Below are 21076 nucleotides of genomic sequence, written 5' to 3'. Positions count from 1 at the left end.
GGCTCCGGCCCACGAGGCCGCTGCTGCTCCCGCAACCGTGCCGGCTCCGGCCGGCGCAGTCCTCACCGCGACGCCGACGGCGACACCCGTCGCGGCGGCAGCTGCACCGGCACCTGCAGCGCCCACCCCGGCCGCACCGCTGGCCACCCAGGTTGCCCGCCCGCTGTTCAGCCTGGCCGGGGCCGCCAACGGTGACCACGTGCTCACGATCAGCGTCAGTCCCGACAACCTCGGGCCCGTCACCGTGCGCGCCCACGTCAACGGGGACAATATCCGGGTCGAGCTCTTCGCCCCGACCGATCTGGCCAGGGACGCTCTGCGGGCCATCCTGCCCGATCTGCGCCGCGACCTCTCGGGTGGCGGGCTGACCGCCCACCTCGACCTGTCCGGAAACGACTCACCCTCCGACCCGTCCGCGAATCGGCAGGACCGACAGCGGCCCGATGCCCGCACCGGGCGAGGACGGGGTGCCGGCGAAGCCGCCCCGAGCCAGTTCCGTGCCCCCGTCCTCGGGAGCACGCACACCATCGACATCCTGGCCTGAGCAGAAGAGAGACCATCGTGACCATCGACGCAGTCGCCGCCCCGGCAGCCACCGGCATGTACACCACCACGCCCACCCGGGCGCCGAAACAGACCCTCGACTCCGAGGCGTTCATGTCGCTCCTGGTGACCCAGCTGCGCAACCAGGATCCCAGTTCTCCCATGGACACCAACCAGATGATCGCCCAGACGACCCAGCTGGCCATGATGGAGAAACTCTCCGCGCTCTCGACCACGGCCGACGAGAACTTCTCGCTGCAGATGCGCGTGGCCGCGGCCGCCCTGGTCGGTCAGGACGTCACCTACACCACGGCCGACGGCACGAGCGCGACGGGCACGGCCTCCGCCGTCTCCTACGCCGGAACCGTACCGCAGGTCACCATCAACGGCATGAGCGTCGCCCTCGACGCGATCACCGGCGTGACCGCGCATCCGGCGGCGACACCCGCGGTCACCGCCTGACCTCGGCCCGCGCCGACGGGCCCCGCACACTCAACAGCTCTCCACCCTCTTTCAGATCCTTCCGGCTCACTCCGTTTCAGAAAGGCAGCATCCCATGCTTCGTTCCCTGTACTCCGGCATCTCCGGCCTTCGCTCGCACCAGACCATGCTCGACGTCACCGGCAACAACATCGCCAACGTCAACACCACGGCGTTCAAGGCCTCGGCCACCCAGTTCCAGGACACCCTGTCTCAGCTGAGCCAGGGTGCCGGCGGCCCGCAGGCCGAGGTCGGCGGCACCAACCCGGCCCAGGTCGGCCTCGGCGTCAAGGTAGCCGGCATCTCCACCAACTTCGCCCAGGGCTCATCGCAGGCCACCGGCAAGTCCACCGACATCATGATCTCGGGCGACGGTTTCTTCGTCACCCAGCTCGGCGGCGAAACTCTCTACAGCCGGGCCGGCGCGTTTGACTTCGACGCCCAGGGCCGCCTGGTCTCCCCGGCCGGCGCGATCGTGCAGGGCTGGAACGCCGTCGGGGGCGTCATCAACCAGGGTGGCACGATCGGCAACATCACCCTGCCGCTGCAGTCGATCATCCCGGCGGTCAAGTCGAGCAAGGCTGTCCTGGGCGGAAACCTTCCGTCCGATGCTGCGATCCCGACCACTCTGCTCCGCGACGTGAAGGTCTATGATTCCCTGGGGGCGGAGCGCACTTTGTCCCTGACCTTCGCCCGCACGGCTACCGGCTGGAGCGTGGATGGCTCGGACAGCGCCGGTGGCATCAGCACCGGGCAGATCGACCTGACCTTCAACGCCGCCGGGGCGGGCGCGGCCAGTGGTCCTTTGAGCGTTGGCGGCGTCGCGATCGACGTGGCCGCGCTCACCGGCTTCGCCAAGATCACCACCGCCACGGTCAACTCCCAGGACGGCGCCGCCGCCGGCACGCTCCAGTCCTTCACCCTCGGCAAGGACGGCACCCTGGTGGGCCTGTTCAGCAACGGCGGCCAGGCATCCATCGGTCGGATCGCCCTCGCCACGTTCGCCAACCCGGGCGGCCTCGAGAAGGCCGGCTCCTCCGAATACCGCGCCACCTTCAATTCCGGCAACGCCGCCCTCGGCGCCCCTGGCAGCAGCGGCCTCGGCTCGCTCACCGGGGGAGCGCTCGAGATGTCGAACGTCGACCTCTCCCAGGAGTTCACGAACCTGATCGTCGCCCAGCGCGGCTTCCAGGCCAACGCCCGCATCATCACCACCTCCGACGAGGTCCTCCAGGAACTCACCAACCTGAAGCGGTAATCACCGTGATCGCCCCGGCCGACAACTAACGGCCGGGGCGGGACGACCGACAGTGGGTCACGACGGTTGCTTGAACCGTCCGGAGACCAGGGACGGGCCCGATGATCGTTGTGACGCGGCTGAACGACAGCCAGTTTGCGATCAACCCCGATTTGATCGAGCGCATCCATGCAAGCCCCGACACCACGCTGGTCATGGTCGACGGCGCAAAATTCATCGTCACGGAGGGCCTCGACGAGGTCATCGAGAAGATCGCCCGCTTCCGGGCGCACGTGATCTCCCTGGCCTACCTCACCTCGGATGAGGACTACAGCTCCGGCGCCAGACCGCTCGAAATCGTCAGCGGTCCGCACGCGATCGAAGACCCCACCGGGCCGGGCACGGTGCAGCCCCAGCGCCCGCGGAGGCTCTGATGGATCCCGCAACCCTGATCGGAATCGCCCTCGCCTTCGGCTCGCTCTTCGCCATGATCACGATCGAGGGCGGCCAGATTGCCTCGATCCTGCTGCCGGCCCCGATGGTGCTCGTCTTCGGCGCGACCATCGCCGTCGGCATCGCCGGCGGAACGATCCGGGACGCGATCTCGGCGTTCAAGGCCGTGCCCGGCGCGTTCGTCGGCAAGACCACCCCGCCGCGGCAGGTCATCGACCAGATCGTGGGTCTCGCCGAGAAGGCCCGCAGTGCCGGCCTGCTCGCCCTCGAACAGGAAGCCGACAACGTCGACGACCCGTTCCTGCGCGGCGCCCTCCAGAACATCGCCGACGGCACCGACGGTGACGAACTTCGCATCCTGCTCGAGGACGAGCTGGCGACCAGGACCAAGGCCAGCCGCAACGCCTCCAAGTTCTTCACCAGCCTCGGCGGCTATGCGCCCACGGTGGGCATCATCGGAACGGTGATTTCGCTCACCCACGTGCTGGAGAACCTCGACACCCCCTCCACCCTGGGCCCGATGATCGCGGCCGCGTTCGTCGCGACCCTGTGGGGACTCCTCTCCGCGAACTTCCTCTGGTTGCCGATCGGCAACCGCCTCAAGCGGCTCTCCGACATCGAGGTGGAGCGGATGACGCTGCTGCTCGAGGGCGCACTCGCCGTGCAGGCCGGAAGTCAACCTCGCCTCCTCGGCGAACGGCTCCGCGCCATGGTGCCTGCGGAATCCTCCAAGTCATCGAAGGCGGGCAAGACGGACAAGGCGGCCAAGTCCCTGGCCAAGGCGGCATGAGCGGGCACGGCCGGGGGCGCGGCCGGAGCCGGGGCCTCGAAGAGGAGCACGTCGAACACGTCGACGAGCGCTGGATGGCGTCCTACATGGACATGGTCACCGTGCTGATGTGCATGTTCATCGTGTTGTTCGCGATGTCGTCGGTCGACCAGGCGAAGTTCGTGCAGCTGAAGAACTCCCTCGCGACCGGCTTCGGCGCCACCGACGTCGGAAAGCTCGACACCGCCAAGGGCGTCGTCGTCACCAAGGACAAGGCCAAACAGGGGGAGGCGACCGGGTTCACCGACCTGGACCTCGCCGTCGCCGAGGTCAAGAGCCTCACCGCGGCGCAAAAAGCGCTGCAGGATGCCGTCGACGCCAAGGGGATCGGCAACATGGTCCAGTTCGTGATCGACGCGCGCGGCCTGACCATCGGCCTCGTCGGCTCGGAAGCCTACTTCGCGCCGAACCTCGCGGACCTCAGCCCGCAGGCGGTTCAGGTGCTCGACACGATCGCGCCGATCCTCGCGGCTCAGCCCAACGAGGTGAAGATCGAGGGCCACGCCGATCGGCACGGCGTCACCGTCAATTACCCCACCGACTGGGAGCTCTCCTCCGCACGGGCGACCGCGGTGTTGCGCCGTTTGGTCGAGTTCGGTGCAATCGCCCAGGAGCGCATTTCGTCGGTTGGCTATGGGTCGGCCAGATCTGTGGCGACCGGCGCGGACCTCGCGGCCATGGCCCGGAACCGACGAGTCGACGTGGTGATGCTCTCCAGTCAGCCGGAGGGCGTCCGGGTGCTCATCCCCTCGGTGCTCGACGGCACGGCCGTGATTCCCGCCCCGGTGGCCTCCGCCGAATCGACCGCCGAGACGACCAAGACCACCAAGACGACGAAGACGACGAAGACGACGACGGAGAAGACGCCAGCCAAGACCGGGCACTGAGCCACACGCCTGGCGAGGGAACACGCCCGGGAATTCGACTTCGCGCCAGGGACTCCTAACGCGCGCAGTTCGGCGACCGATAGTGCCTGTCGTGACGGTCCAGGAACAAGCAGTGTTTGGTGTGCCCGCTTCGGCGGCGCGCACGGTTGAGGTGTACGACTTTCGTCGCCCGACAACGCTCGCCCGCGAGCATTCCCGCGTGCTGGAGCTCGCGTTCGAGACCTTCGCCCGCCAGTGGGGCACCCAGCTCACCGCCAAGGTGCGGGTGCTCTCGCAGGTGACCTGCGAGCACGTGATCATGCGCACCTACGACGAATACGCGTCGTCGCTGCCGGCCATGACGGCGATGGTGCTCTGCCCGGTGACCGGATTCAGCGCCAAGGCGGTCATCCAGTTCCCCGCGGCGGCAGCGCTCTCCTGGGTGAGCCACATGCTTGGCGGCTCGGGCAGCACGTTCGCCCCGGAGCGAGTCTTCACCCAGATCGAACAGGCGCTTGTGCGCCGGCTGATGGACGATGCCCTCGAGGACCTGCGGTACTGCCTCGGGGCGCTGCTCGTCGCGCCGATCGTGGTCGGCGGCATCCAGTACAACTCGCAGTTCGCCCAGGCCGCGGCCACCGGCGACCTGATGATCGTCGCCACCTTCTCCATGCGGGTGGGCGAATCGACCGCCACCGCGACCCTCGCGTTGCCGGCCGACACGCTCCTGCCCCAGCTCGGAGAGACGAACCCGACGAACGATGCCGCGAACCCTGAAGACCTCCTGCACGCGCAGCTGGCCTGGGTGCCGGTGGACGTGTCCCTGCAGCTCACCCCGATCCGGGTGCTGCCAAGCGTCATCCTGGGCCTGGCCGTCGGTGACGTCCTCGCCATTCCCCATTCCAAGCACCGCCCGCTCGACGTTGTCGTCGACGGCCAGCCGCTCGCACGCGCGGCCGTTGGTTCCAACGGCTCCCGCCTGGCCTGCATCGTCATCGACACCGAGGAGACCTTCGCATGACCCCGACCTCCACCGTCCTTCCCGCCGCCGCCGTCGACGCCCTGATCGGGCTTCTGCCGACCCCGGTGGCGCTGCGGGCCCTGCCGTGCTCAGGCGCGGCCCTCGCCGGCCGTCTCGGTGAGGCGGCCGTCGCCTCCTTCGTCGGGGTGACCTCGGCGGACATCGCCATCCTGCTCGCCGACCCCGCATCGCTCGACGCCGCCGCCGGAGCCGAATCCGCCCTGGTCTCCAGCCAGGACGTGTTGCGCCCGGCGCTCGAGGGCGCCGCGGGCGTCTTCGGAGTTGGAGTGCTGGGGGAGACCCGGGTCGAAGACGCGACCGCGCTGTTCGCGGATACCGAAACGGTCGTCTACGAACTGACCGGCGACGACGCCGTCACCGGCTGGTTCGCGATCCGGCTGCGCGACAACGGACCGACCGGCTCCACCGGCCGCGGGACCGGTTCGGTGGTCGGCAAGCTCGGCCGCATCAACAGCGTCGAAATGGCCCTCACCGTCGAGATCGGGCGCACCCGCATGTCGGTGCGCGACGTGCTCGGCCTGGAGCCCGGAGCCGTCATCGAACTCGACCGCTCGGCAGGGGCTCCCGCCGACATTCTCCTCAACGGCCGGCTGATCGCGCACGGCGAGATCGTCGTCGTCGACCAGGACTACGCGGTGCGCATCACCCAGATCCTCGATGTGGCTGAGAGCCTGACCTAGGTGGACACCCTCCTCGTCGCTCTGCGAGTCGCCCTTTCCCTGGCCGCCGTGCTCGGGCTGCTCTGGGCGCTTCAGCGTCGCCTCATCCGCGGATCGCGGGCGACGCGCAGCCAGAACACCGTCACCGTGGTCGGCCGCCAGGGACTCGGCCAGAAGGCATCCGTCGTCGTCGTCGATATCGACGGTCGTCGGTTCGTGCTCGGCGTGACCGAACAGTCCGTCAACGTGCTGCACGACGGTGACTCGCCGCCGGCGCCAACCCCGGAGAGCGTCGCCGAACCTCAGTCGGTTCCGGCCGCCGGGGACACGGTCTTCGCCCGGTCGCTGGACGCTGCGACCGGACGGGTCGCGGCGCACGCCGCGACCGCCAGGCGGAGCCGCCTGGGCGGCTCCATCCTTTCGCCGGCGACGTGGCAGCAGACCGCAGCCGCGCTCCGGCAGGGACGGTGAACCCCGCAGCCCTGCGGGCAGACCGACGCCGGCGCATCGCCAGGGCCTTCGTGATGGCGGCCCTGGTCGTCGTGATTGTGGCGGCGATCGTGCTTGTCTTCACCCCGGCCGGGTATGCCGCGCCGATCGACCCCACCCCGCCCACCGACCCGGCCGACCCGGGCACGCCGGCCGGCGGAGGCCTGAACGTGTCGATCAACGGCCCGGACGGCTCGCCGTCCTCCGCGATCGTCACCCTGATCGGCATCACCCTGCTCTCGGTCGCACCGGCGCTGCTGCTGATGATGACGTCGTTCACGAAGATCTTCGTGGTGCTGGCGATGACCCGCAACGCCCTCGCGCTGCCGTCCATCCCGCCGAACCAGGTGCTCGCGGGCCTGGCTCTCTTCCTGTCGCTGTTCATCATGGCGCCCATCCTCACCGACATCAACGAGAGCGCGCTGCAGCCCTACCTGAACGGCACGCTGTCCTTCGATGACGCGGTGACCATCGGCTCCGGACCGCTGCGCACGTTCATGCTCGCGCACACCAGGGAGGAAGACCTCGCCCTGATGACCCGGGCCGCCGACCAGGCCAACCCGGAAAACCGCGACGCGGTCGAGCTGATCACCCTGATTCCCGCATTCATGATCTCCGAGCTTCGGGCCGCGTTCATCATCGGCTTCGTCATCTTCGTGCCGTTCCTCGTGATCGACCTCGTCGTCTCCGCGGCGCTGATGTCGATGGGCATGATGATGCTGCCGCCTGTGATGATCTCCCTGCCGTTCAAGATCCTGCTCTTCGTGCTCGTCGACGGCTGGGGCCTGATCATCACCACCCTGATCAGCAGTTACGGCGGTGGGTGATGGATACCAACGCCGTTCTCGACATCGGGCTCCAGGGCATCCTGGTGGCCGGCATGCTCTCGGCCCCGATCCTGATCACCGCCCTCGTCGTGGGCTTCGCGATCTCCCTGCTGCAGTCGATCACCCAGATCCAGGAGGTGACGCTCTCCTTCGTGCCCAAGACGATCGCCGTCGCCGTGGCCCTGATCGTCTCCGGCCACTGGATGATCTCCGAGATCGTCTCCTTCACCCGCATGCTCTTCGACAAGATCCCCGCGCTCATCGGCGGAGGCTGATGAACATCACCCTGGACTTCGCCTGGATTGAAGCGGTCATGCTCGCCGGGGTGCGCATGGTCGCCTTCCTCGTCGTGGCGCCGCCGTTCTCCTACAACGCGATTCCGCTGCGAATCAAGGGGATGCTGGCCATCGGGCTGGCCCTGGCTGTCTCGCCGCAGGTGACCCCCGGCTACGTTTCGCCCGACACGGCCGGCTTCATCGGCGCCCTGATCCTCGAGATCATGGTCGGCGGGGTGCTCGGCTTCCTGGTCCTCGTGGTGTTCTCCGCCATCCAGTCCGCCGGCAACCTGATCGACATGTTCGGCGGGTTCCAGCTGGCGCAGGGGTTCGACCCGCAGGCCATGGTCAACGGCGCCATGTTCACCCGGCTCTACCAGATGACCGCGCTGGCTCTCCTCTTCGCCTCCGGCGGCTACCAGCTCATCATCGGCGGTCTGGCCCGCACCTTCGCCGCACTGCCGATCGGCGGCGGCATGAACCTCGCCGTGCCGATGCAGGCCGTGACCACCGCCGTCGGTCAGATGTTGCTCGCCTCGGTGCAGATCGCCGGCCCCCTGATCGTCGTGCTCTTCCTCGCCGACGCCGGCCTCGGCCTGCTCACCCGGGTCGCCCCCGCCCTCAACGCGTTCGCCCTCGGCTTCCCGCTCAAAATCCTGATCACCCTGTCGCTGGGCGCGGCCGGTTTCGTCGCGCTCCCGAGGATCGTCTCCTCGCTGACCGGCGACGCCGTCGGCACGATGATGGGGGTGAAGTAGATGTCGGACTCCGGCGAAAAGACCGAGCAGGCGACCGACAAACGGATGCGCGAGGTGCGCTCCAAGGGCCAGCTCTCCAAGTCCCAGGACCTCACCGCGTGGCTCGGAATCGGCGCCGCCGCCATCATGACCCCCATCACCATCTCGCTCGGCGCGCAGGCCGGGACCGCCCAGATGTTCAGCATCCGCTCCCTCGTCGCCCGGCCGGACCCCGAACTGGCCGTGCAGATGCTCGGCGAATCGCTGGGGTCGATGGCCGGCGTGCTCACTCCGATGCTCGCGACCGTGTTCGTCACCGTGCTGATCGGCGCGGTTGCCCAGGGAGGCGTGCACTTCAAGAAGGTCGCCGGCAAGTACGAACAGTTCAACCTGGTCACCGGCTTCGCCCGCACCTTCGGCGGGCAGGCGGTTTGGCAGGGTGTCACGGCGCTGCTCAAGACCGTGGCCGTGGGGCTCGTGCTCACCCTGGTGATTCAGGGCCTGATGCCCATCCTGATGGCCGCGGGCGGCCTGCCCGTGATGGCGCTGATCGGCGCGGCCGGCGGCGGTGCGGCCTCCCTCGTTCAGTCCGCGGTGATCGCGGGCCTCGTGCTCGCCGCCGCCGACGTCTTCGTCGTGATCCGCCGCAACCGCAAGCGCACCCGGATGACGAAGAAGGAGGTCAAGGACGAGAACAAGAGCTCCGACGGCGACCCCCAGGTCAAGTCCCAGCGCCGGTCGCGGCAGCTGGCGATGAGCCGCAACCGGATGATCGCCTCCGTCGCCACCTCCGACGTCGTACTGATCAACCCCACCCACTTCGCCGTCGCCCTGAAGTACGAACCGGGCAAATCCGCGCCGCGCGTCGTGGCGAAGGGCGCCGGAGTGATCGCCGCCCGCATCCGCGAACAGGCCGAGACCGACAACGTCCCCATCGTGCGTGACATCCCGCTCGCCCGCGCCCTGCACGCCGATTGCGAGATCGGCGAGGAAATCCCGGTCGAGCTCTACAACGCCGTCGCCCGGGTGCTGGCCTTCGTGATGGCCCTGAAGTCCCGTGGCTCCGGCGCCGGGTCTGGCGCGCACACCGTAACCGAACCTGCCCTGACGGCCGGAGGCCACCGATGAACAGCAACCTCGCCAAACTCGCCGTGCCGATCGGCGTCGTCGGAATCATCCTCCTGCTCGTCGTGCCGGTGCCGGCGGTGCTCCTCGACCTCCTCATCATCATCAACATCCTGCTCGGCCTGGTCACCCTGCTGACCACCATGTTCGTGAAGAAGCCGCTCGACTTCTCGGTCTTCCCCTCCCTGCTGCTGGTGGCTACCCTGTTCCGGCTCGGCCTGAACGTGGCCTCCACCCGCCTCGTGCTCGGCGACGGCTACGCCGGCCAGGTCATCGCCTCGTTCGGGGAGGTTGCCGTCGGCGGGTCGATCATCATCGGCGCGGTGATCTTCCTGATCCTCGTCGTGATCCAGTTCGTGGTCGTCACCAAGGGAGCCGAGCGGGTCGCCGAGGTGGGTGCCCGCTTCACCCTCGACGCCATGCCCGGCAAGCAGATGGCGATCGACGCCGACCTGAACGCCGGCCTGATCACCGACACCCAGGCCAGGGAACGCCGGGCCGAGGTCTCCGCGGAGGCCGACTTCTACGGTGCCATGGACGGAGCCTCGAAGTTCGTCAAGGGCGACGCGATCGCCGGCATCATCATCATCATCATCAATCTGGTCGGCGGCGTCGCGATCGGCATGATCCAGCGTGGCCTCGAAATCGGCGAGGCGCTGAACACCTACGCGCTCCTCACCATCGGCGACGGCCTCGTCACCCAGATCCCGGCACTGCTGATGGCCGTCTCCACCGGCATGATCGTGACCCGCTCCAACGCGGAGTCCGACATCGGCTCCACCGCGTCCGCCCAGCTCACCCAGTCCCGCAACGCTCTGATGATCGCCGGGGCCGCGGCCTTGCTGATGGCGCTCATCCCCGGCATGCCGATCATCCCGTTCGTGGTGATCGGGGTGGGCCTGATCCTCTTCTCGCGGAGGATCAAGGCCGGCGAAGAGCGCGACCAGGCGGGCAAGGATGCCGCGGTCGCCGCCGAGGGGCTGGCCCCGCGGTCGGACACCGCCGAAGACCTGATCGAAACCATGCGGGTGCACGCACTCGAGATTCTCCTCGCGCCCGACCTCGTCGACCTCGTCTCCGGCGCCCAGGACGACCTCCTTGCCCGCGTGCGGTCCCTGCGCCGTAAGATCGCGATGGACCTCGGCGTCGTGGTGCCGCCCGTGCGCACCAGGGACAGCGTCGACCTGCCCTCGGCGACCTACGTCATCCGCATCGCCGGAGTCGAGGCCGGCCGCGGCACGGCCCCCGCCGGCAAGGTCCTCGCCCTCGGCGACGCCCTCGACCTGCTGCCCGGCACCGCCACGGTCGAACCGGTCTTCGGGCTGGCCGGCAAGTGGGTGCCGAGTGAGATGCGCCACAGCGCGGAGATGACCGGCGCCACCGTGATCGACCGGGTCTCCGTGCTCGTGACCCACCTCTCCTCGATCATCACCGGCAACGCGGCCAGGCTCCTCACCCGGGAAGACGTGCGCGTGCTGACCGACGGGGTCAAGCAGGTCAACCCGTCCGCCGTCGACGACCTGGTTCCCGGCCTGCTCTCCCTGGCCGAGGTGCAGCGCGTGCTGCAGGGGCTGTTGGTCGAACTGATCCCGATCAACGACCTGCCCCGCATCTACGAGTCCCTCTCGCTGCGGGCGAAGGTCTCCGCCGACCCGGAGGGGCTCGTCGAGGCGGCCCGCCAGGCGCTCGGCCCGGCGCTCACCGCCCAGTACCTCGACGACGGGCTGCTCCGCGTGATCATGATCGAGCCGGCGCTCGAGCAGTCCATGCTCGAAGGCATGCGTCCCTCGGAGCAGGGCACCCAGATCATGCTCGACCCGGCGAGGATCGACGCCATCCTCGGTTCGCTCAAGGAGGCACTGACGAACGTGGAGGCGAGCGGACTGACCGCGGTGCTGGTCTGTGCGCCGGCGCTTCGCCCTGCCATCCGTCGCCTGGTCTCCGCGCACGCCGGCGGTCTGCCGGTGCTCTCCTACCATGAGGTGACGTCGGCGAACGTTGCCATCGAGACGGTGGGAGTGGTTCGTGGAACCGAAACGATTTCTGCTTGAGGGTGCCACCCTCGAGGAGCTGAAGGCGCGCATCCTCTCCGAACACGGCGCGGATGCGCGCATCGTCGCCGCCGAACGCGTCACTGTCGGCGGCATCCGGGGCTTCTTCGCCAAGCGGCACTTCGAGCTCACCGTCGAGGTGCCCGAGCGGCGGCGGCGCGCCGCCCATGCCCGGCTCGACCTGCAGGCCAGGCTCGGCATCGCCGCCCTCCTCGACGACGCGGACGCGGCCGAGGCTCGCCTCCAGGCCGGCCCGCAGCCCACCCTGTCCACCGACTCCGACGACTTCGCCTACCTGATGGACGAGCTCACCTTCCAGGCCGAGCCGGATCCGGCGCCGATCGTTCTCACGGCGACCCGCGTGCGCGCCGCCGGCGCCCGGCCGATGGACGTGCAGCCCGCCAGACCGTCCACCGTGCCGCTTGCCATGCCATCGACGCCGGTGACCCAGGTGCCGCGGCCCCTTTCCGGTCACGGCGACCTGGTCGTGCTGGTCGGGCTTCCGGATGCCGCACTCCAGGTTGCGCAGTCGATGGCGCTCAAGGGAAACGGTGAGGTGCTCGTCGCCGGGGCGGCCCGCTCCGATGGTGCCGAACGCGCCGACGACCGCCGCACCGCGCTGTCGGCCAGGGCCCGGGGAGTCGAACGGGGCCAGACCGGCTTCGTCGCCTTCGGCCTGGGCGGCAACCTGGCCGACTCGGTGACCCTGGCCGCGGCCCTGGCCGACACGCTCGCGCCGATCGGCGCCGACCAGATCTGGTTCGTGGTGGAGGCCGGCCGGAAACCCTCGGACACCGGCCGCTGGGCAGCGGCCCTGGCCGCCATCACGCAGATCGACGCGGTCGCCGTCGTCGGGGCGGCAACGACCGGCACGCTGGGCACCGTCGACGAGTTGGGCCTGCCGATCGGCTGGGTCGACGGAGCCCAGGCGACGGCCACGACGCTGGCGGGAATGCCGAGCCTCCCGGGACTCGCCGACGGGCCGCGCTAGGCTGGGCAGGTGCTGGTACTCACACGCAAACAGGGGGAAAAGATCCTCATCGGTGACGACATCGTCATCACCATCCTCGACGTGCGTGGCGACAGCATCCGGATCGGGATCGACGCCCCGCGCGGCGTCGGAATCCAGCGCGACGAGGTCGTGCGCGCGGTCACCGAGGCGAACATCGCCGCCAGCCACGCCGACAGCGACGCCGAGGCCCGGATCAAGGCGACCCTGGGCCTGCTCGCTCCCGGCACGCCTCCGGCTCCCGCTCCGTAACCCGCCCCGCCCGCCGATCGACCTTGTCCGGTGGTCGAGCTTGTCCGGTGGTCGACCTTGTCCGGTGGTCGAGCTTGTCCGGTGGTCGAGCTTGTCCGGTGATCGACCTTGTCCGGTGGTCGAGCTTGTCGAGATCCCCGCCCCGCAGGACACCTGGGACATCGAATGCCGTCGCGCGAGAGAAACAAGTTAGGTGCTGGGGCCGGCCGAAACGGATCGCGCTGATCGAAGGGCGCCTCGGTGATCTTCCGGCTCTCGGCCAGACAGCCGGAGGGCGCGACGAGCCGCGGTAGGAGAGCACGCCCGGTGGTCGAGCGTGCCGGTGGTCGAGCGTGCCGGTGGTCGAGCTCGTCGAGACCACAAGCGACACAGCTCGCGGGTCTCGACAGGCTCGACCACCGGCATCCGGCTCGACCACCGGCATCCGGCTCGACCACCGGCATCCGGCTCGACCACCGGCATCAGGCTCGACCACCGGCATCCGGCTCGACCACCGGCATCCGGCTCGACCACCGGTATTAGGCTCGACCACCGGCATCCGGCTCGACCACCGGCATCCGGCTCGACCACCGGCATCCGGCTCGACCACCGGTATTAGGCTCGACCACTAGCATCCGGCTCGACCGCCGGGCCTCGACGCCGAGCCGGTCAGGCCGGGATGTGGTCCAGACGGGCGACGCCGATCTTCGAGTCGGCCATGCCGTAGAAGACGAAGCGCACGCCGTCGATCTCCTCGATCGCGGTCGGGAAGACCACGTTCGGCACGATCCCGCTGATCTCGTCCGGCGTCTCCGCCTTGAGCAGCGGCTCGCTCGTGCGCGCCAGCACGATGGTGGGGTCGTCGGCGTCCAGGATCATCGCGCCGGCCGAGTAGTTCACCTTCTGCTGCTGGGAGAACGCGCCGTCGATGGTCCCCGTGACGCCGTGGTGCATGAGCAGCCAGCCCTCCGGGACGCGCAGCGGGGCAGGCCCGCCGCCGATCTTGAGCTCCTCGAACGGGAACTGCGGCCCGGCGAGGAAGCGGTGGCCACTCCAAAAGGTCAGCCTCGTGATGTCGGCCAGCACATCGGCGACCGGCACGTAGCTGATCCAGATGCTCTGCCGGGTGTCGGTGACACCGGCGGGCACCCGGATGCCCTCTCCCGGCTTGACCTCTCCGAGGTCCCACATCGGGCGGTGCAGCACCGCAAAGCTCTCCACCCCGCCCGGGCCGGTGACCGCCTCGGGGAAGAAGACGGTGTCCTTGTTGTGGAACAGGTTGAGGTCCATGTCGAGGGCCTCGTCGTACTTGAACTGCACCGGGCCGAGCCGACGCCACTCTCGCAGGTCGCTGGAGACGGCGACGGCCGTGCGCGGGCCGAGCGGTCCATAGGCGACGTACGTCATCACGTGCAGGCCGAGGCGGGGGATGTAGGTGACCCGGGGGTCTTCGACACCGGCGTTGTTCGCGCCGCGTTCCCAGCCCTGGTCCGGCTCGAGCACGACGCCTTCACGTTCGACCCCGGTGGGCACGCCCTCGGTGATGACAACCTTTGCCAGGCCGACCCGGGAGACGTTACCGGTGGCGACCAGGCGGGGGAGCAGGTACAGCGTTCCGTCGGGGGTGTGGCCGCTGCCCGGGTTGAGCACACCCTCGGCCTCGAGGCCGTTGCCCTCTTCCGGCGTCATGATGACGCCCATTCTGGTCAGGGTGTAGGGGAATTTCGTTGGGGTAGACATTTCTAACCTTTCACGCCGGAGCCGATATCGGTGGAGACAAAGTGTCGTTGGAAAACAATGAAGAGCAGGACCGCAGGGGCCGCAAGCACGCAGGCTCCGGCCAGAACGGCACCGAAGGGATTGGCCGCGGTGGCGGCCACGTTGCTGATGTAGTTGGCCAGCGCCACGGCGAGGGGCTGCATCGATGCTTCCTTCGTGACGAGGAACGGCCAGAGGAACTCGTTCCACGGTCCGATGAATGTCAACAGCACCACGGTCAGGATCGCGGGCCGTACCAGCGGGATGGCGATCCTCGTCAGCACGGTGACCTCGCCGGCCCCGTCGATCCTCGCCGCGTCGAACAAGTCCCGGGGAACCTGGAGGAAGTACTGGCGGAAGATGATGACGGCGGTCGAGTTGATCGCGAACGGGAGGATCATGCCGAGGTAGTTGTCAGCGAGGCCGTAGTCCCTGGCGATCATGACATAGAGCGGGATCATCAGTAGCTGGAACGGCACGACCTGCACCAGGAGCACGAGCGCGAAGGTGACCCCGCGTCCGCGCCACTGCAGCTGGGCCAGCGCGTAGCCGACGAGCACTCCGAACACGAGGGTGCCGACGATGACGCCGCCGGTGAAGATCCCCGAGTTGAGCAGGCCCCGCATCAGGTTGATCCGGCTGTTGATGTCGGTGTAGTTCTCGACGGTCAGGTTGGCCGGGTTCGGGAACGCGCCACCCGGAGTCGAGTCAGGCGAGGCCTGCAGCGAACCGATGATCATGTAGTAGAACGGGAAGAGGAACGCGACCGCGCCGACCGTCAGGACGACGCCGCGGAGGATGTTCTGACCCCGGGTCATGACTCGTCACCTCCCGCGAACTTACGTTGGATGAACGCGATGATGAGAACTCCGATCACGAGCACGATTCCAATCGCCGATGCGGTGCCCGGGTGGCCCTGCTCGATTCCCTTCTGGTACATGAGCAGCACGGGGGAGGTGGATGCCCCGTTCGGGCCGCCACCCCCGGTGAGCAGGTACGGCTCGGTGAAGAGATTCGCGCCGGTGACGGTGGAGAGCAGGAGAACGAGCACGGTGGCGGGACGCACGCCGGGGATCGTGACGGAGAAGAAGCTGCGCAGGGCGCCCGCGCCATCTGTCGACGCGGCCTCGTAGAGCTCCTTCGACACGCTTTGCAGCGCGGCCAGGTAAAGCAGGATGTAGAAACCCAGCTGTTTCCAGGTGACGAACAGGGCGATCGTGGGCATCGACCAGGTCGGGCTGATCAGCCAGGACGGGTCAGGGGCGAGCGGCCCGAGCAACTGGTTGACCAGACCGCTCCCGCTGAACAGGAACAGCCACACGCCGACGACCGCGACGCTCGCGGTCACGTACGGCACGTAGTAGGCCACGCGCAGGAACGTGCGGCCGTGCACAGCCTTGTTGAGGGCGGTCGCGAGCACGAGGGAGAGCACGACGGTGAGCGGAACGTTGATCAGCAGGAAGATGCCCACGTTTCCGAACGAGCGGATCACGGCCGGGTCGGAGAGCACCTCCTGGAAGTTGGCGAGGCCGACGAACGGGCGGTCGACCTGGGCGCCGGGGGCGGCGAAGAAATAGTCGTGGAACGCCATGTACACGGCGAAGACGAGCGGATACGCGAAGACGACGATGACGAAGACGAGGTACGGCGCGCTGAGCAGGAGCCCGATCGGGTTCGTGCCCAGGAGCGGGCGGCGGCGGGGGCCCCGCCCGCCGGGAGATCGAGTGGATCTCCCGGCGGGCGGGTTCGCTGTTGCGGTGGTGGACATCGGCAGACGCTACTTCGCCCCGACCAACTGGTTGATCTTCTCGGCGGCGCCGGCCAGGGACTTCTTCACGTCGCCCTCGCCGAAGATGACCGACTTGGAGTAGGCGTCGCGGAAGTCCTGCCACACCTCGACCGAGTTGGACACGTTGGGAACCTCGACGGTGCGAGCGGCCTGGTCACCGAACTGCAGGTAGGCCGGGTTGGCCTTGAAGTACTCCGGGTACGCGGTCGGCAGGTCGGCACGGATCGGCATCTGGCCGGTCAGATCGAGGAGCTGGCCGTCCTGCGCCTTGCTGGTCGAGAACTTCAGCACGTCCCAGGCGGTCGCCTGGTTCTTGCAGGAGGAGTACATCGCGACGTTCTTGGCATCGCTGAAGGTGTACGTCTTGTCGGCCGCAGTGCCCGCGCTGGTGGGAACGGGAACCGCGCCCCAATTGACCTTGTCCTTGTAGACGGGCACGGCCCACGGACCGACGATCGACATGGCGGCGACGCCGTCGGCGAAGGAGTCGCTCTGGTACTTCTCCTTGTTTGCGAGACCCTCGGTGTACAGGGTCTTCCAGAACTCGGCGACCTTCGCGCCGGTGGCGTCATCGAAGGTGGCCTTGCCGTCCTCGACCAGCTGCTTACCGCCGCTTTCGGCGGCGTACAGCGGGTAGAAGTCGAACCAGCTCTGGTAGAACTCGCTCGTCGGCGACGGGAAAATCGCGTTCTTGGCCGCTCCGCTGGAGACGAGAGTGCGTGCCGTGGCAAGGAATTCGTCGTAGGTGGCGAGCGACGGGTTCTCGGCGTCGAGCCCGGCCTTGGTGAACATGTCCTTGTTGTAGAAGATCATCACGGGGTTGGACTTCCACGGCATCTGGTAGAACTTGCCGTCGTCGCTCTTGTACTGCGAGGCGTTCTCGCCGCTGCGGTCCTCGATGTAGGAGGCGCCGTCCTTGAAGCTGCTCAGGTCGACGAGTCCACCCTGCTTCTGGAACTGGGGCACGGCAACGGGGGCGGTGTTGTAGATCAGGCAGGGAGCGTTTCCGGCCGTGATGGCGGCGCCGATGACTTCCTCGCTGCTCTTGCCGGCCGGAATCTCCTGCGCCTTCACCTTTTCGTCCGGATGGTCGGCGTTCCAGGCCGTCACCATCTGCTTGCCCCATTCGATCTCGCTCGAGTTGTTCGAGTACCAGATCGTGATCGGACCGCGGGCCGTGCCGGCGTCGCCGCTTGTTCCGCCCGAGGCGCAGGCGCCGAGCGCCAGTACCACGGTGGCCGAAGCGGCCGTGACGGCGAGGATCCGCCGGGTCATTCCCTTGCTGTGCATGTGATTCTCCATTTCCTAGGATCGCAGCAGCCCTGCTGCGGGTACATTCGTGGGTCGACAGGTCGACAGGTCCGTAGTCGGTAGGTCGGTAGGTCGGTAGTTCAGGGCTGTTCAAGGCCGGGCCGGCGGAGCGGCCGAGCCTCGGATGATGAGCCTGGCGGCCGGCAGGTCGACGTCATCCGCCCTGCCGTTTTCCATCAGCCGCAGCAGCGTCGTCGCCGCGGCGCGGCCCCACACCGCCGGCGCGGCGCTGACCGTGGTCAGCGGCGGGTAGACGTAGCGGCAGAAGTCGATGTCGTCGAAGCCGGTGATGGACAGGTCGTCGGGAACACGGATGCCGAGCTCATGGGCAACACCCAGGCCGGCGATCGCCATCGGATCGTTGGCGTAGACGATGGCGGTCGGCCGGATCGCCTGGCCGAGCAGCCGGCGGGTGGCGTCCGAGCCGGCCCCCACGGAGAAGTCGGTTTCCACGGTCTGCCCTTCCGGCAGTCCGGCGGCCGTCATCGCGGCCGCGAACGCTTCCCGGCGGCGGATGCCGTGCAGCAGGTTCTGGCTGCCGGCGACGTGGGCGATGCGGCGGTGGCCGAGGTCGGCGAGGTAGCGAACGGATGCCGTGACCCCGGGGGTGTCGTCGACCGTGACCGCGGGAAACGGGCTGTCACCGTCGGGGCGGCCCAGGGTGACCGCCGGCAGGCCCAGTTCGGTGAGGAGGGGGATGCGCGCATCGTTGTGGCGCAGGTCGCTGAGGAAGACCCCGTCGACCCGGCCGTCGGCGACCAGCGACCGATAGGTCTGCAGTTCGGTCGCCTCGTCGGGCACCACGCTGAGCACGAGCGCGCGGCGTTCGGCGGCGAGGATCGATTCGACGCCGGCGATGAACGACGGAAAGAACGGGTCGGAGGCGAGAACGTCAGGGTTCCGGGCGATCACGAGCCCGAGCGCGAATGAACGCTGGGTGGAGAGTGAACGGGCCCTGAGCGATGGCTCCCACCCCAGATCCTGGGCGACCTGAAGGATGCGCAGCCGGGTCTCCGCCCCGACGCCCGGGCGGTTGTTGAGGGCGAATGAGACGAGGCCCTTGCTCACGCCGGCCCTCTTCGCGACGACGGCGATGGTCACCTTCTCAGCACTCACAGGGTCTCCTCGTTGATCGCCAGCCACGGGTTTCACCCGCCTACTGAACCGGTTTAGCTAACTATACCGGTTTAGTGACCGAGGTCAAGGAGAAAAACCACCAATCCTGGGCCACCAGAAAACCGGAGGACCACCCTGCGCTCGACCCGCCGTAGCCTCGGAACCCATTGAAGGCCGGTGTGCCGAGGCCTATGGTGAACCCACCATGGACTGGTTCGATGCGGGAGACTATGAGATCGCGCGGCAGGTGCTGCAGCGCGGCGTTGCGGCGTGCTTCGTGATCGGCTTCATCTCGGCGGTCAACCAGTTCCCGGCCCTTCTCGGCGAGCACGGTCTGCTCCCGGTGCCGGGATTCGTCTCCCGCATCAGTTTCCGGCAGTCGCCGAGCCTGTTCCACTGGAGATACTCCGACCGGATGCTGCTGGTCCTGGCCTGGTCCGGCGCGACCCTGGCCGCCGCGCTGGTGGCCGGTCTGCCGCAACTCGGCCCACCGTGGCTGCCGCTGGTCGCCTTCCTGCTGCTCTGGGCCGGATACCTGTCCATCGTCAACGTCGGCCAGACCTTCTATTCGTTCGGCTGGGAGAGCCTGTTGATCGAGGCCGGCTTCGTGATGGCATTCCTCGGGTCGAACGAGGTCGCCCCGCCGATCACCGTGATCATCTTCTGCCGCTGGCTGCTGTTCCGGCTGGAATTCGGCGCCGGCATGATCAAGATCCGCGGTGGCCGGGAATGGCGCGACTTGACCGCACTGTTCTACCACCACGAGACCCAGCCGATGCCGAACCCGGTCAGCTGGTACGTGCACCACCTTCCGAAGTGGTTCCATCGCGGCGAGGTCATCGGCAACCACTTCGCGCAGCTCGTGGTGCCGTTCTTCCTGTTCGCGCCGCAACCCGTGGCATCCGTCGCCGCCGTCATCATCGTGCTGACGCAGCTCTGGCTCGTCGTCACCGGCAATTTCGCCTGGCTGAACGCGATCACGATCGTGCTCGCCGCCTCGGCAATCGACGACAACGCGTTCCGGACCGTGCTGCCCTGGCTCCCGGCGGAGGGGGAGGCGCCGGCGTCGCCACCCTGGTTCGTGGTCGTGGTCCTCGCCGCCACCGTGCTCCTGCTCGTGCTCAGCTACCGGCCGCTCCGCAATCTTTTCGCCCGCCGGCAGCTGATGAACGCGAGCTTCAACCGCTACCACCTGGTGAATGCCTACGGCGCCTTCGGCACGGTCACCAAGGAGCGCTTCGAGGTGGTCGTCGAGGGCAGCGACGCGGCCGACCCGCGCGACGCGGCCGGCTGGCTCGCCTACGAGTTCCGGGGCAAGCCGGGCGCACCGGGGCGGATGCCACGCCAGTTCGCCCCGTACCACCTGCGCCTGGACTGGCTGATGTGGTTCCTCGCCCTCGGCGCGAGGGACACTCGCTGGTTCGAGACATTCCTGATTCGGCTGCTCGAGGGCGACCGCCCCACCCTGCGGCTGCTGCGGGTGAACCCGTTCCCGGATGCCCCGCCCCGGCAGATCCGCGCCCGCGTCTACCTCTACCGGTTCTCGACCCCGGAGGAACGCCGGGCCTCCCACGAGTGGTGGATTCGATCGGAGGCAGGCCTCCTCGTCGCGCCGGTGTCCCTCGCCGGTCGGGCCCGTGCCTGACGTCAACGTCGTGGGAGCCGGGCCCAACGGGCTCGCCGCGGCGGTCGTCCTGGCGAGGGCAGGGCTCTCGGTACGGGTCACCGAGCTGGCCGGCACGGCCGGCGGGGCGCTCCGCACCGAGGAACTGACCCTTCCCGGGTTCCGGCACGACGTCGGCTCGGCGGTGCACCCGGCCGCGCTCGCCTCCCCGTTCTTCCGGGCGTTCGGGCTCACCACCCGCGTACCCTTCATCATCCCGGAGGTGTCCTACGCGCATCCTCTCGACGCTGTCCGGGCGGCCGTCGCCTACCGCAGCCTGGACCGCACGGCGGACGGCCTCGGCCGGGACGGCCGGGCCTGGGCCAGGCTGTTCCAGCCCGTCCTCAATCGTCTCGACGGCGTCGTCGCCCTGACCGGGAACCAGCTGCTCCGCTGGCCGGACGACCCGGTCGCGGCCCTGGCCTTCGGCCTGCGGGCGGTGGGCCTGGGCACGGAACTCCAACGCGGGATCCTCCGAGGCGAGTCGGCGCAGGCCCTGTTCGCCGGGGTGGCCGCCCACGCGCCGGGGCGCCAGCCGTCGCCGGCCACCGCCGGGGCCGGCCTGCTGCTCGCCGCCTACGCCCAC

24 protein-coding genes are annotated in these 21076 nt (G+C 68.6%); 19 read left to right on the top strand and 5 right to left on the bottom strand.

Translation table 11 applies throughout. The features are described from left to right. From E3T48_RS04760 to E3T48_RS04675, 17 genes are all read left to right on the top strand, one after another. The coding region (locus E3T48_RS04760) for a flagellar hook-length control protein FliK (protein WP_134522687.1) at positions 1-544 on the top strand (544 nt) is incomplete at its 5' end. Positions 545-561: 17 nt separating this feature from the next. Beyond that, positions 562-1005 (top strand): flagellar hook assembly protein FlgD, encoded by a 444-nt coding sequence (locus E3T48_RS04755; RefSeq protein WP_420898349.1) that lies wholly within the window; start codon positions 562-564, stop codon positions 1003-1005. A gap of 94 nt (positions 1006-1099) precedes the next feature. Next, positions 1100-2281: a flagellar hook protein FlgE gene (locus tag E3T48_RS04750; protein ID WP_134522686.1), complete on the top strand. Its 1182-nt coding sequence runs from the start codon at positions 1100-1102 to the stop codon at positions 2279-2281. 101 nt (positions 2282-2382) lie between these two features. Beyond that, positions 2383-2694 (top strand): flagellar FlbD family protein, encoded by a 312-nt coding sequence (locus E3T48_RS04745; RefSeq protein WP_134522685.1) that lies wholly within the window; start codon positions 2383-2385, stop codon positions 2692-2694. After that, positions 2694-3503: a motility protein A gene (locus E3T48_RS04740; protein WP_134522684.1), complete on the top strand. Its 810-nt coding sequence runs from the start codon at positions 2694-2696 to the stop codon at positions 3501-3503. Before E3T48_RS04745 ends, E3T48_RS04740 begins: the two co-directional genes overlap by 1 nt. Further along, positions 3500-4429, top strand: coding sequence for an OmpA/MotB family protein (locus tag E3T48_RS04735; protein WP_134522683.1), 930 nt, complete (start codon positions 3500-3502; stop codon positions 4427-4429). Before E3T48_RS04740 ends, E3T48_RS04735 begins: the two co-directional genes overlap by 4 nt. Before the next feature lie 91 nt (positions 4430-4520). Continuing rightward, entirely contained in the window at positions 4521-5429 is a 909-nt protein-coding gene (locus E3T48_RS04730; protein ID WP_241986656.1) for a flagellar motor switch protein FliM, read from the top strand. Continuing rightward, positions 5426-6130, top strand: a complete 705-nt coding sequence (gene fliN, locus E3T48_RS04725) for a flagellar motor switch protein FliN (protein ID WP_134522682.1) — start codon at positions 5426-5428, stop codon at positions 6128-6130. The genes E3T48_RS04730 and fliN overlap by 4 nt, the downstream gene beginning before the upstream one ends. Beyond that, entirely contained in the window at positions 6131-6580 is a 450-nt protein-coding gene (gene fliO, locus E3T48_RS04720; RefSeq protein ID WP_134522681.1) for a flagellar biosynthetic protein FliO, read from the top strand. Between the two features lie 53 nt (positions 6581-6633). Further along, on the top strand, positions 6634-7425 hold the full coding sequence (fliP, locus tag E3T48_RS04715) for a flagellar type III secretion system pore protein FliP (RefSeq protein WP_134522689.1): 792 nt from the start codon (positions 6634-6636) through the stop codon (positions 7423-7425). Further along, the gene (gene fliQ, locus E3T48_RS04710; protein ID WP_134522680.1) at positions 7425-7700 is read left to right on the top strand and encodes a flagellar biosynthesis protein FliQ; all 276 of its coding nucleotides are present in this window, start codon (positions 7425-7427) and stop codon (positions 7698-7700) included. Before fliP ends, fliQ begins: the two co-directional genes overlap by 1 nt. Beyond that, complete coding sequence (locus E3T48_RS04705; RefSeq protein ID WP_134522679.1) at positions 7700-8458, top strand: flagellar biosynthetic protein FliR; 759 nt, start codon at positions 7700-7702, stop codon at positions 8456-8458. Before fliQ ends, E3T48_RS04705 begins: the two co-directional genes overlap by 1 nt. Then, positions 8459-9565 (top strand): EscU/YscU/HrcU family type III secretion system export apparatus switch protein, encoded by a 1107-nt coding sequence (locus E3T48_RS04700; RefSeq protein WP_134522678.1) that lies wholly within the window; start codon positions 8459-8461, stop codon positions 9563-9565. Further along, positions 9562-11613 (top strand): flagellar biosynthesis protein FlhA, encoded by a 2052-nt coding sequence (locus tag E3T48_RS04695; protein WP_134522677.1) that lies wholly within the window; start codon positions 9562-9564, stop codon positions 11611-11613. The genes E3T48_RS04700 and E3T48_RS04695 overlap by 4 nt, the downstream gene beginning before the upstream one ends. Further along, positions 11588-12604 (top strand): hypothetical protein, encoded by a 1017-nt coding sequence (locus E3T48_RS04690; RefSeq protein WP_134522676.1) that lies wholly within the window; start codon positions 11588-11590, stop codon positions 12602-12604. The genes E3T48_RS04695 and E3T48_RS04690 overlap by 26 nt, the downstream gene beginning before the upstream one ends. A 9-nt stretch (positions 12605-12613) precedes the next feature. Continuing rightward, complete coding sequence (gene csrA, locus E3T48_RS04685) at positions 12614-12874, top strand: carbon storage regulator CsrA (protein ID WP_134522675.1); 261 nt, start codon at positions 12614-12616, stop codon at positions 12872-12874. A gap of 338 nt (positions 12875-13212) precedes the next feature. Next, positions 13213-13485 (top strand): hypothetical protein, encoded by a 273-nt coding sequence (locus E3T48_RS04675; RefSeq protein ID WP_134522674.1) that lies wholly within the window; start codon positions 13213-13215, stop codon positions 13483-13485. A 37-nt stretch (positions 13486-13522) separates the two neighbouring features. Here E3T48_RS04675 and E3T48_RS04670 read toward each other — a convergent pair whose 3' ends face one another. The 5 genes from E3T48_RS04670 to E3T48_RS04650 all read right to left on the bottom strand — a co-directional run bounded on the left by E3T48_RS04670 (position 13523) and on the right by E3T48_RS04650 (position 18827). Continuing rightward, positions 13523-14593: a glycoside hydrolase family 130 protein gene (locus E3T48_RS04670; protein WP_134522673.1), complete on the bottom strand. Its 1071-nt coding sequence runs from the start codon at positions 14591-14593 to the stop codon at positions 13523-13525. A 2-nt stretch (positions 14594-14595) separates the two neighbouring features. Continuing rightward, a complete protein-coding gene (locus E3T48_RS04665) occupies positions 14596-15429 on the bottom strand; it encodes a carbohydrate ABC transporter permease (protein ID WP_134522672.1) in 834 nt (277 codons plus the stop codon). Continuing rightward, positions 15426-16379, bottom strand: a complete 954-nt coding sequence (locus tag E3T48_RS04660; RefSeq protein ID WP_134522671.1) for a carbohydrate ABC transporter permease — start codon at positions 16377-16379, stop codon at positions 15426-15428. The genes E3T48_RS04665 and E3T48_RS04660 overlap by 4 nt, the downstream gene beginning before the upstream one ends. A 9-nt stretch (positions 16380-16388) precedes the next feature. Continuing rightward, positions 16389-17675, bottom strand: a complete 1287-nt coding sequence (locus E3T48_RS04655; RefSeq protein WP_134522688.1) for an extracellular solute-binding protein — start codon at positions 17673-17675, stop codon at positions 16389-16391. Between the two features lie 126 nt (positions 17676-17801). Further along, complete coding sequence (locus E3T48_RS04650; RefSeq protein ID WP_134522670.1) at positions 17802-18827, bottom strand: LacI family DNA-binding transcriptional regulator; 1026 nt, start codon at positions 18825-18827, stop codon at positions 17802-17804. Between the two features lie 205 nt (positions 18828-19032). On the opposite strand from E3T48_RS04650, the gene E3T48_RS04645 reads away from it, so the two are divergent. Together E3T48_RS04645 and E3T48_RS04640 are read left to right on the top strand one after the other, a co-directional pair. Next, positions 19033-20472 carry a lipase maturation factor family protein gene (locus E3T48_RS04645; RefSeq protein ID WP_134522669.1) on the top strand — a complete coding sequence of 480 codons (1440 nt, stop codon included), beginning with the start codon at positions 19033-19035 and terminating at the stop codon, positions 20470-20472. Next, positions 20465-21076: phytoene desaturase family protein (locus E3T48_RS04640; RefSeq protein WP_166789628.1), on the top strand; the 612-nt coding region annotated here is incomplete at its 3' end. The genes E3T48_RS04645 and E3T48_RS04640, both read left to right, overlap by 8 nt.

Source organism: Cryobacterium fucosi (genome assembly GCF_004403515.1).
Taxonomy (GTDB): Bacteria; Actinomycetota; Actinomycetes; order Actinomycetales; family Microbacteriaceae; genus Cryobacterium; species Cryobacterium fucosi.
This window is presented reverse-complemented; position numbering and strand designations above follow the sequence as displayed.

What these genes read in the sequence shown, in the direction of transcription:
- E3T48_RS04750 (WP_134522686.1), top strand. Translation starts at nt 1,100, where the DNA reads ATGCTTCGTTCCCTGTACTCCGGCATCTCCGGCCTTCGCTCGCACCAG.
- E3T48_RS04745 (WP_134522685.1), top strand. Translation starts at nt 2,383, where the DNA reads ATGATCGTTGTGACGCGGCTGAACGACAGCCAGTTTGCGATCAACCCC.
- E3T48_RS04740 (WP_134522684.1), top strand. Translation starts at nt 2,694, where the DNA reads ATGGATCCCGCAACCCTGATCGGAATCGCCCTCGCCTTCGGCTCGCTC.
- E3T48_RS04735 (WP_134522683.1), top strand. Translation starts at nt 3,500, where the DNA reads ATGAGCGGGCACGGCCGGGGGCGCGGCCGGAGCCGGGGCCTCGAAGAG.
- fliN (WP_134522682.1), top strand. Translation starts at nt 5,426, where the DNA reads ATGACCCCGACCTCCACCGTCCTTCCCGCCGCCGCCGTCGACGCCCTG.
- fliP (WP_134522689.1), top strand. Translation starts at nt 6,634, where the DNA reads ATGGCGGCCCTGGTCGTCGTGATTGTGGCGGCGATCGTGCTTGTCTTC.
- fliQ (WP_134522680.1), top strand. Translation starts at nt 7,425, where the DNA reads ATGGATACCAACGCCGTTCTCGACATCGGGCTCCAGGGCATCCTGGTG.
- E3T48_RS04705 (WP_134522679.1), top strand. Translation starts at nt 7,700, where the DNA reads ATGAACATCACCCTGGACTTCGCCTGGATTGAAGCGGTCATGCTCGCC.
- E3T48_RS04700 (WP_134522678.1), top strand. Translation starts at nt 8,459, where the DNA reads ATGTCGGACTCCGGCGAAAAGACCGAGCAGGCGACCGACAAACGGATG.
- E3T48_RS04695 (WP_134522677.1), top strand. Translation starts at nt 9,562, where the DNA reads ATGAACAGCAACCTCGCCAAACTCGCCGTGCCGATCGGCGTCGTCGGA.
- E3T48_RS04670 (WP_134522673.1), bottom strand. Translation starts at nt 14,593, where the DNA reads ATGTCTACCCCAACGAAATTCCCCTACACCCTGACCAGAATGGGCGTC.
- E3T48_RS04665 (WP_134522672.1), bottom strand. Translation starts at nt 15,429, where the DNA reads ATGACCCGGGGTCAGAACATCCTCCGCGGCGTCGTCCTGACGGTCGGC.
- E3T48_RS04660 (WP_134522671.1), bottom strand. Translation starts at nt 16,379, where the DNA reads ATGTCCACCACCGCAACAGCGAACCCGCCCGCCGGGAGATCCACTCGA.
- E3T48_RS04655 (WP_134522688.1), bottom strand. Translation starts at nt 17,675, where the DNA reads ATGACCCGGCGGATCCTCGCCGTCACGGCCGCTTCGGCCACCGTGGTA.
- E3T48_RS04645 (WP_134522669.1), top strand. Translation starts at nt 19,033, where the DNA reads ATGGACTGGTTCGATGCGGGAGACTATGAGATCGCGCGGCAGGTGCTG.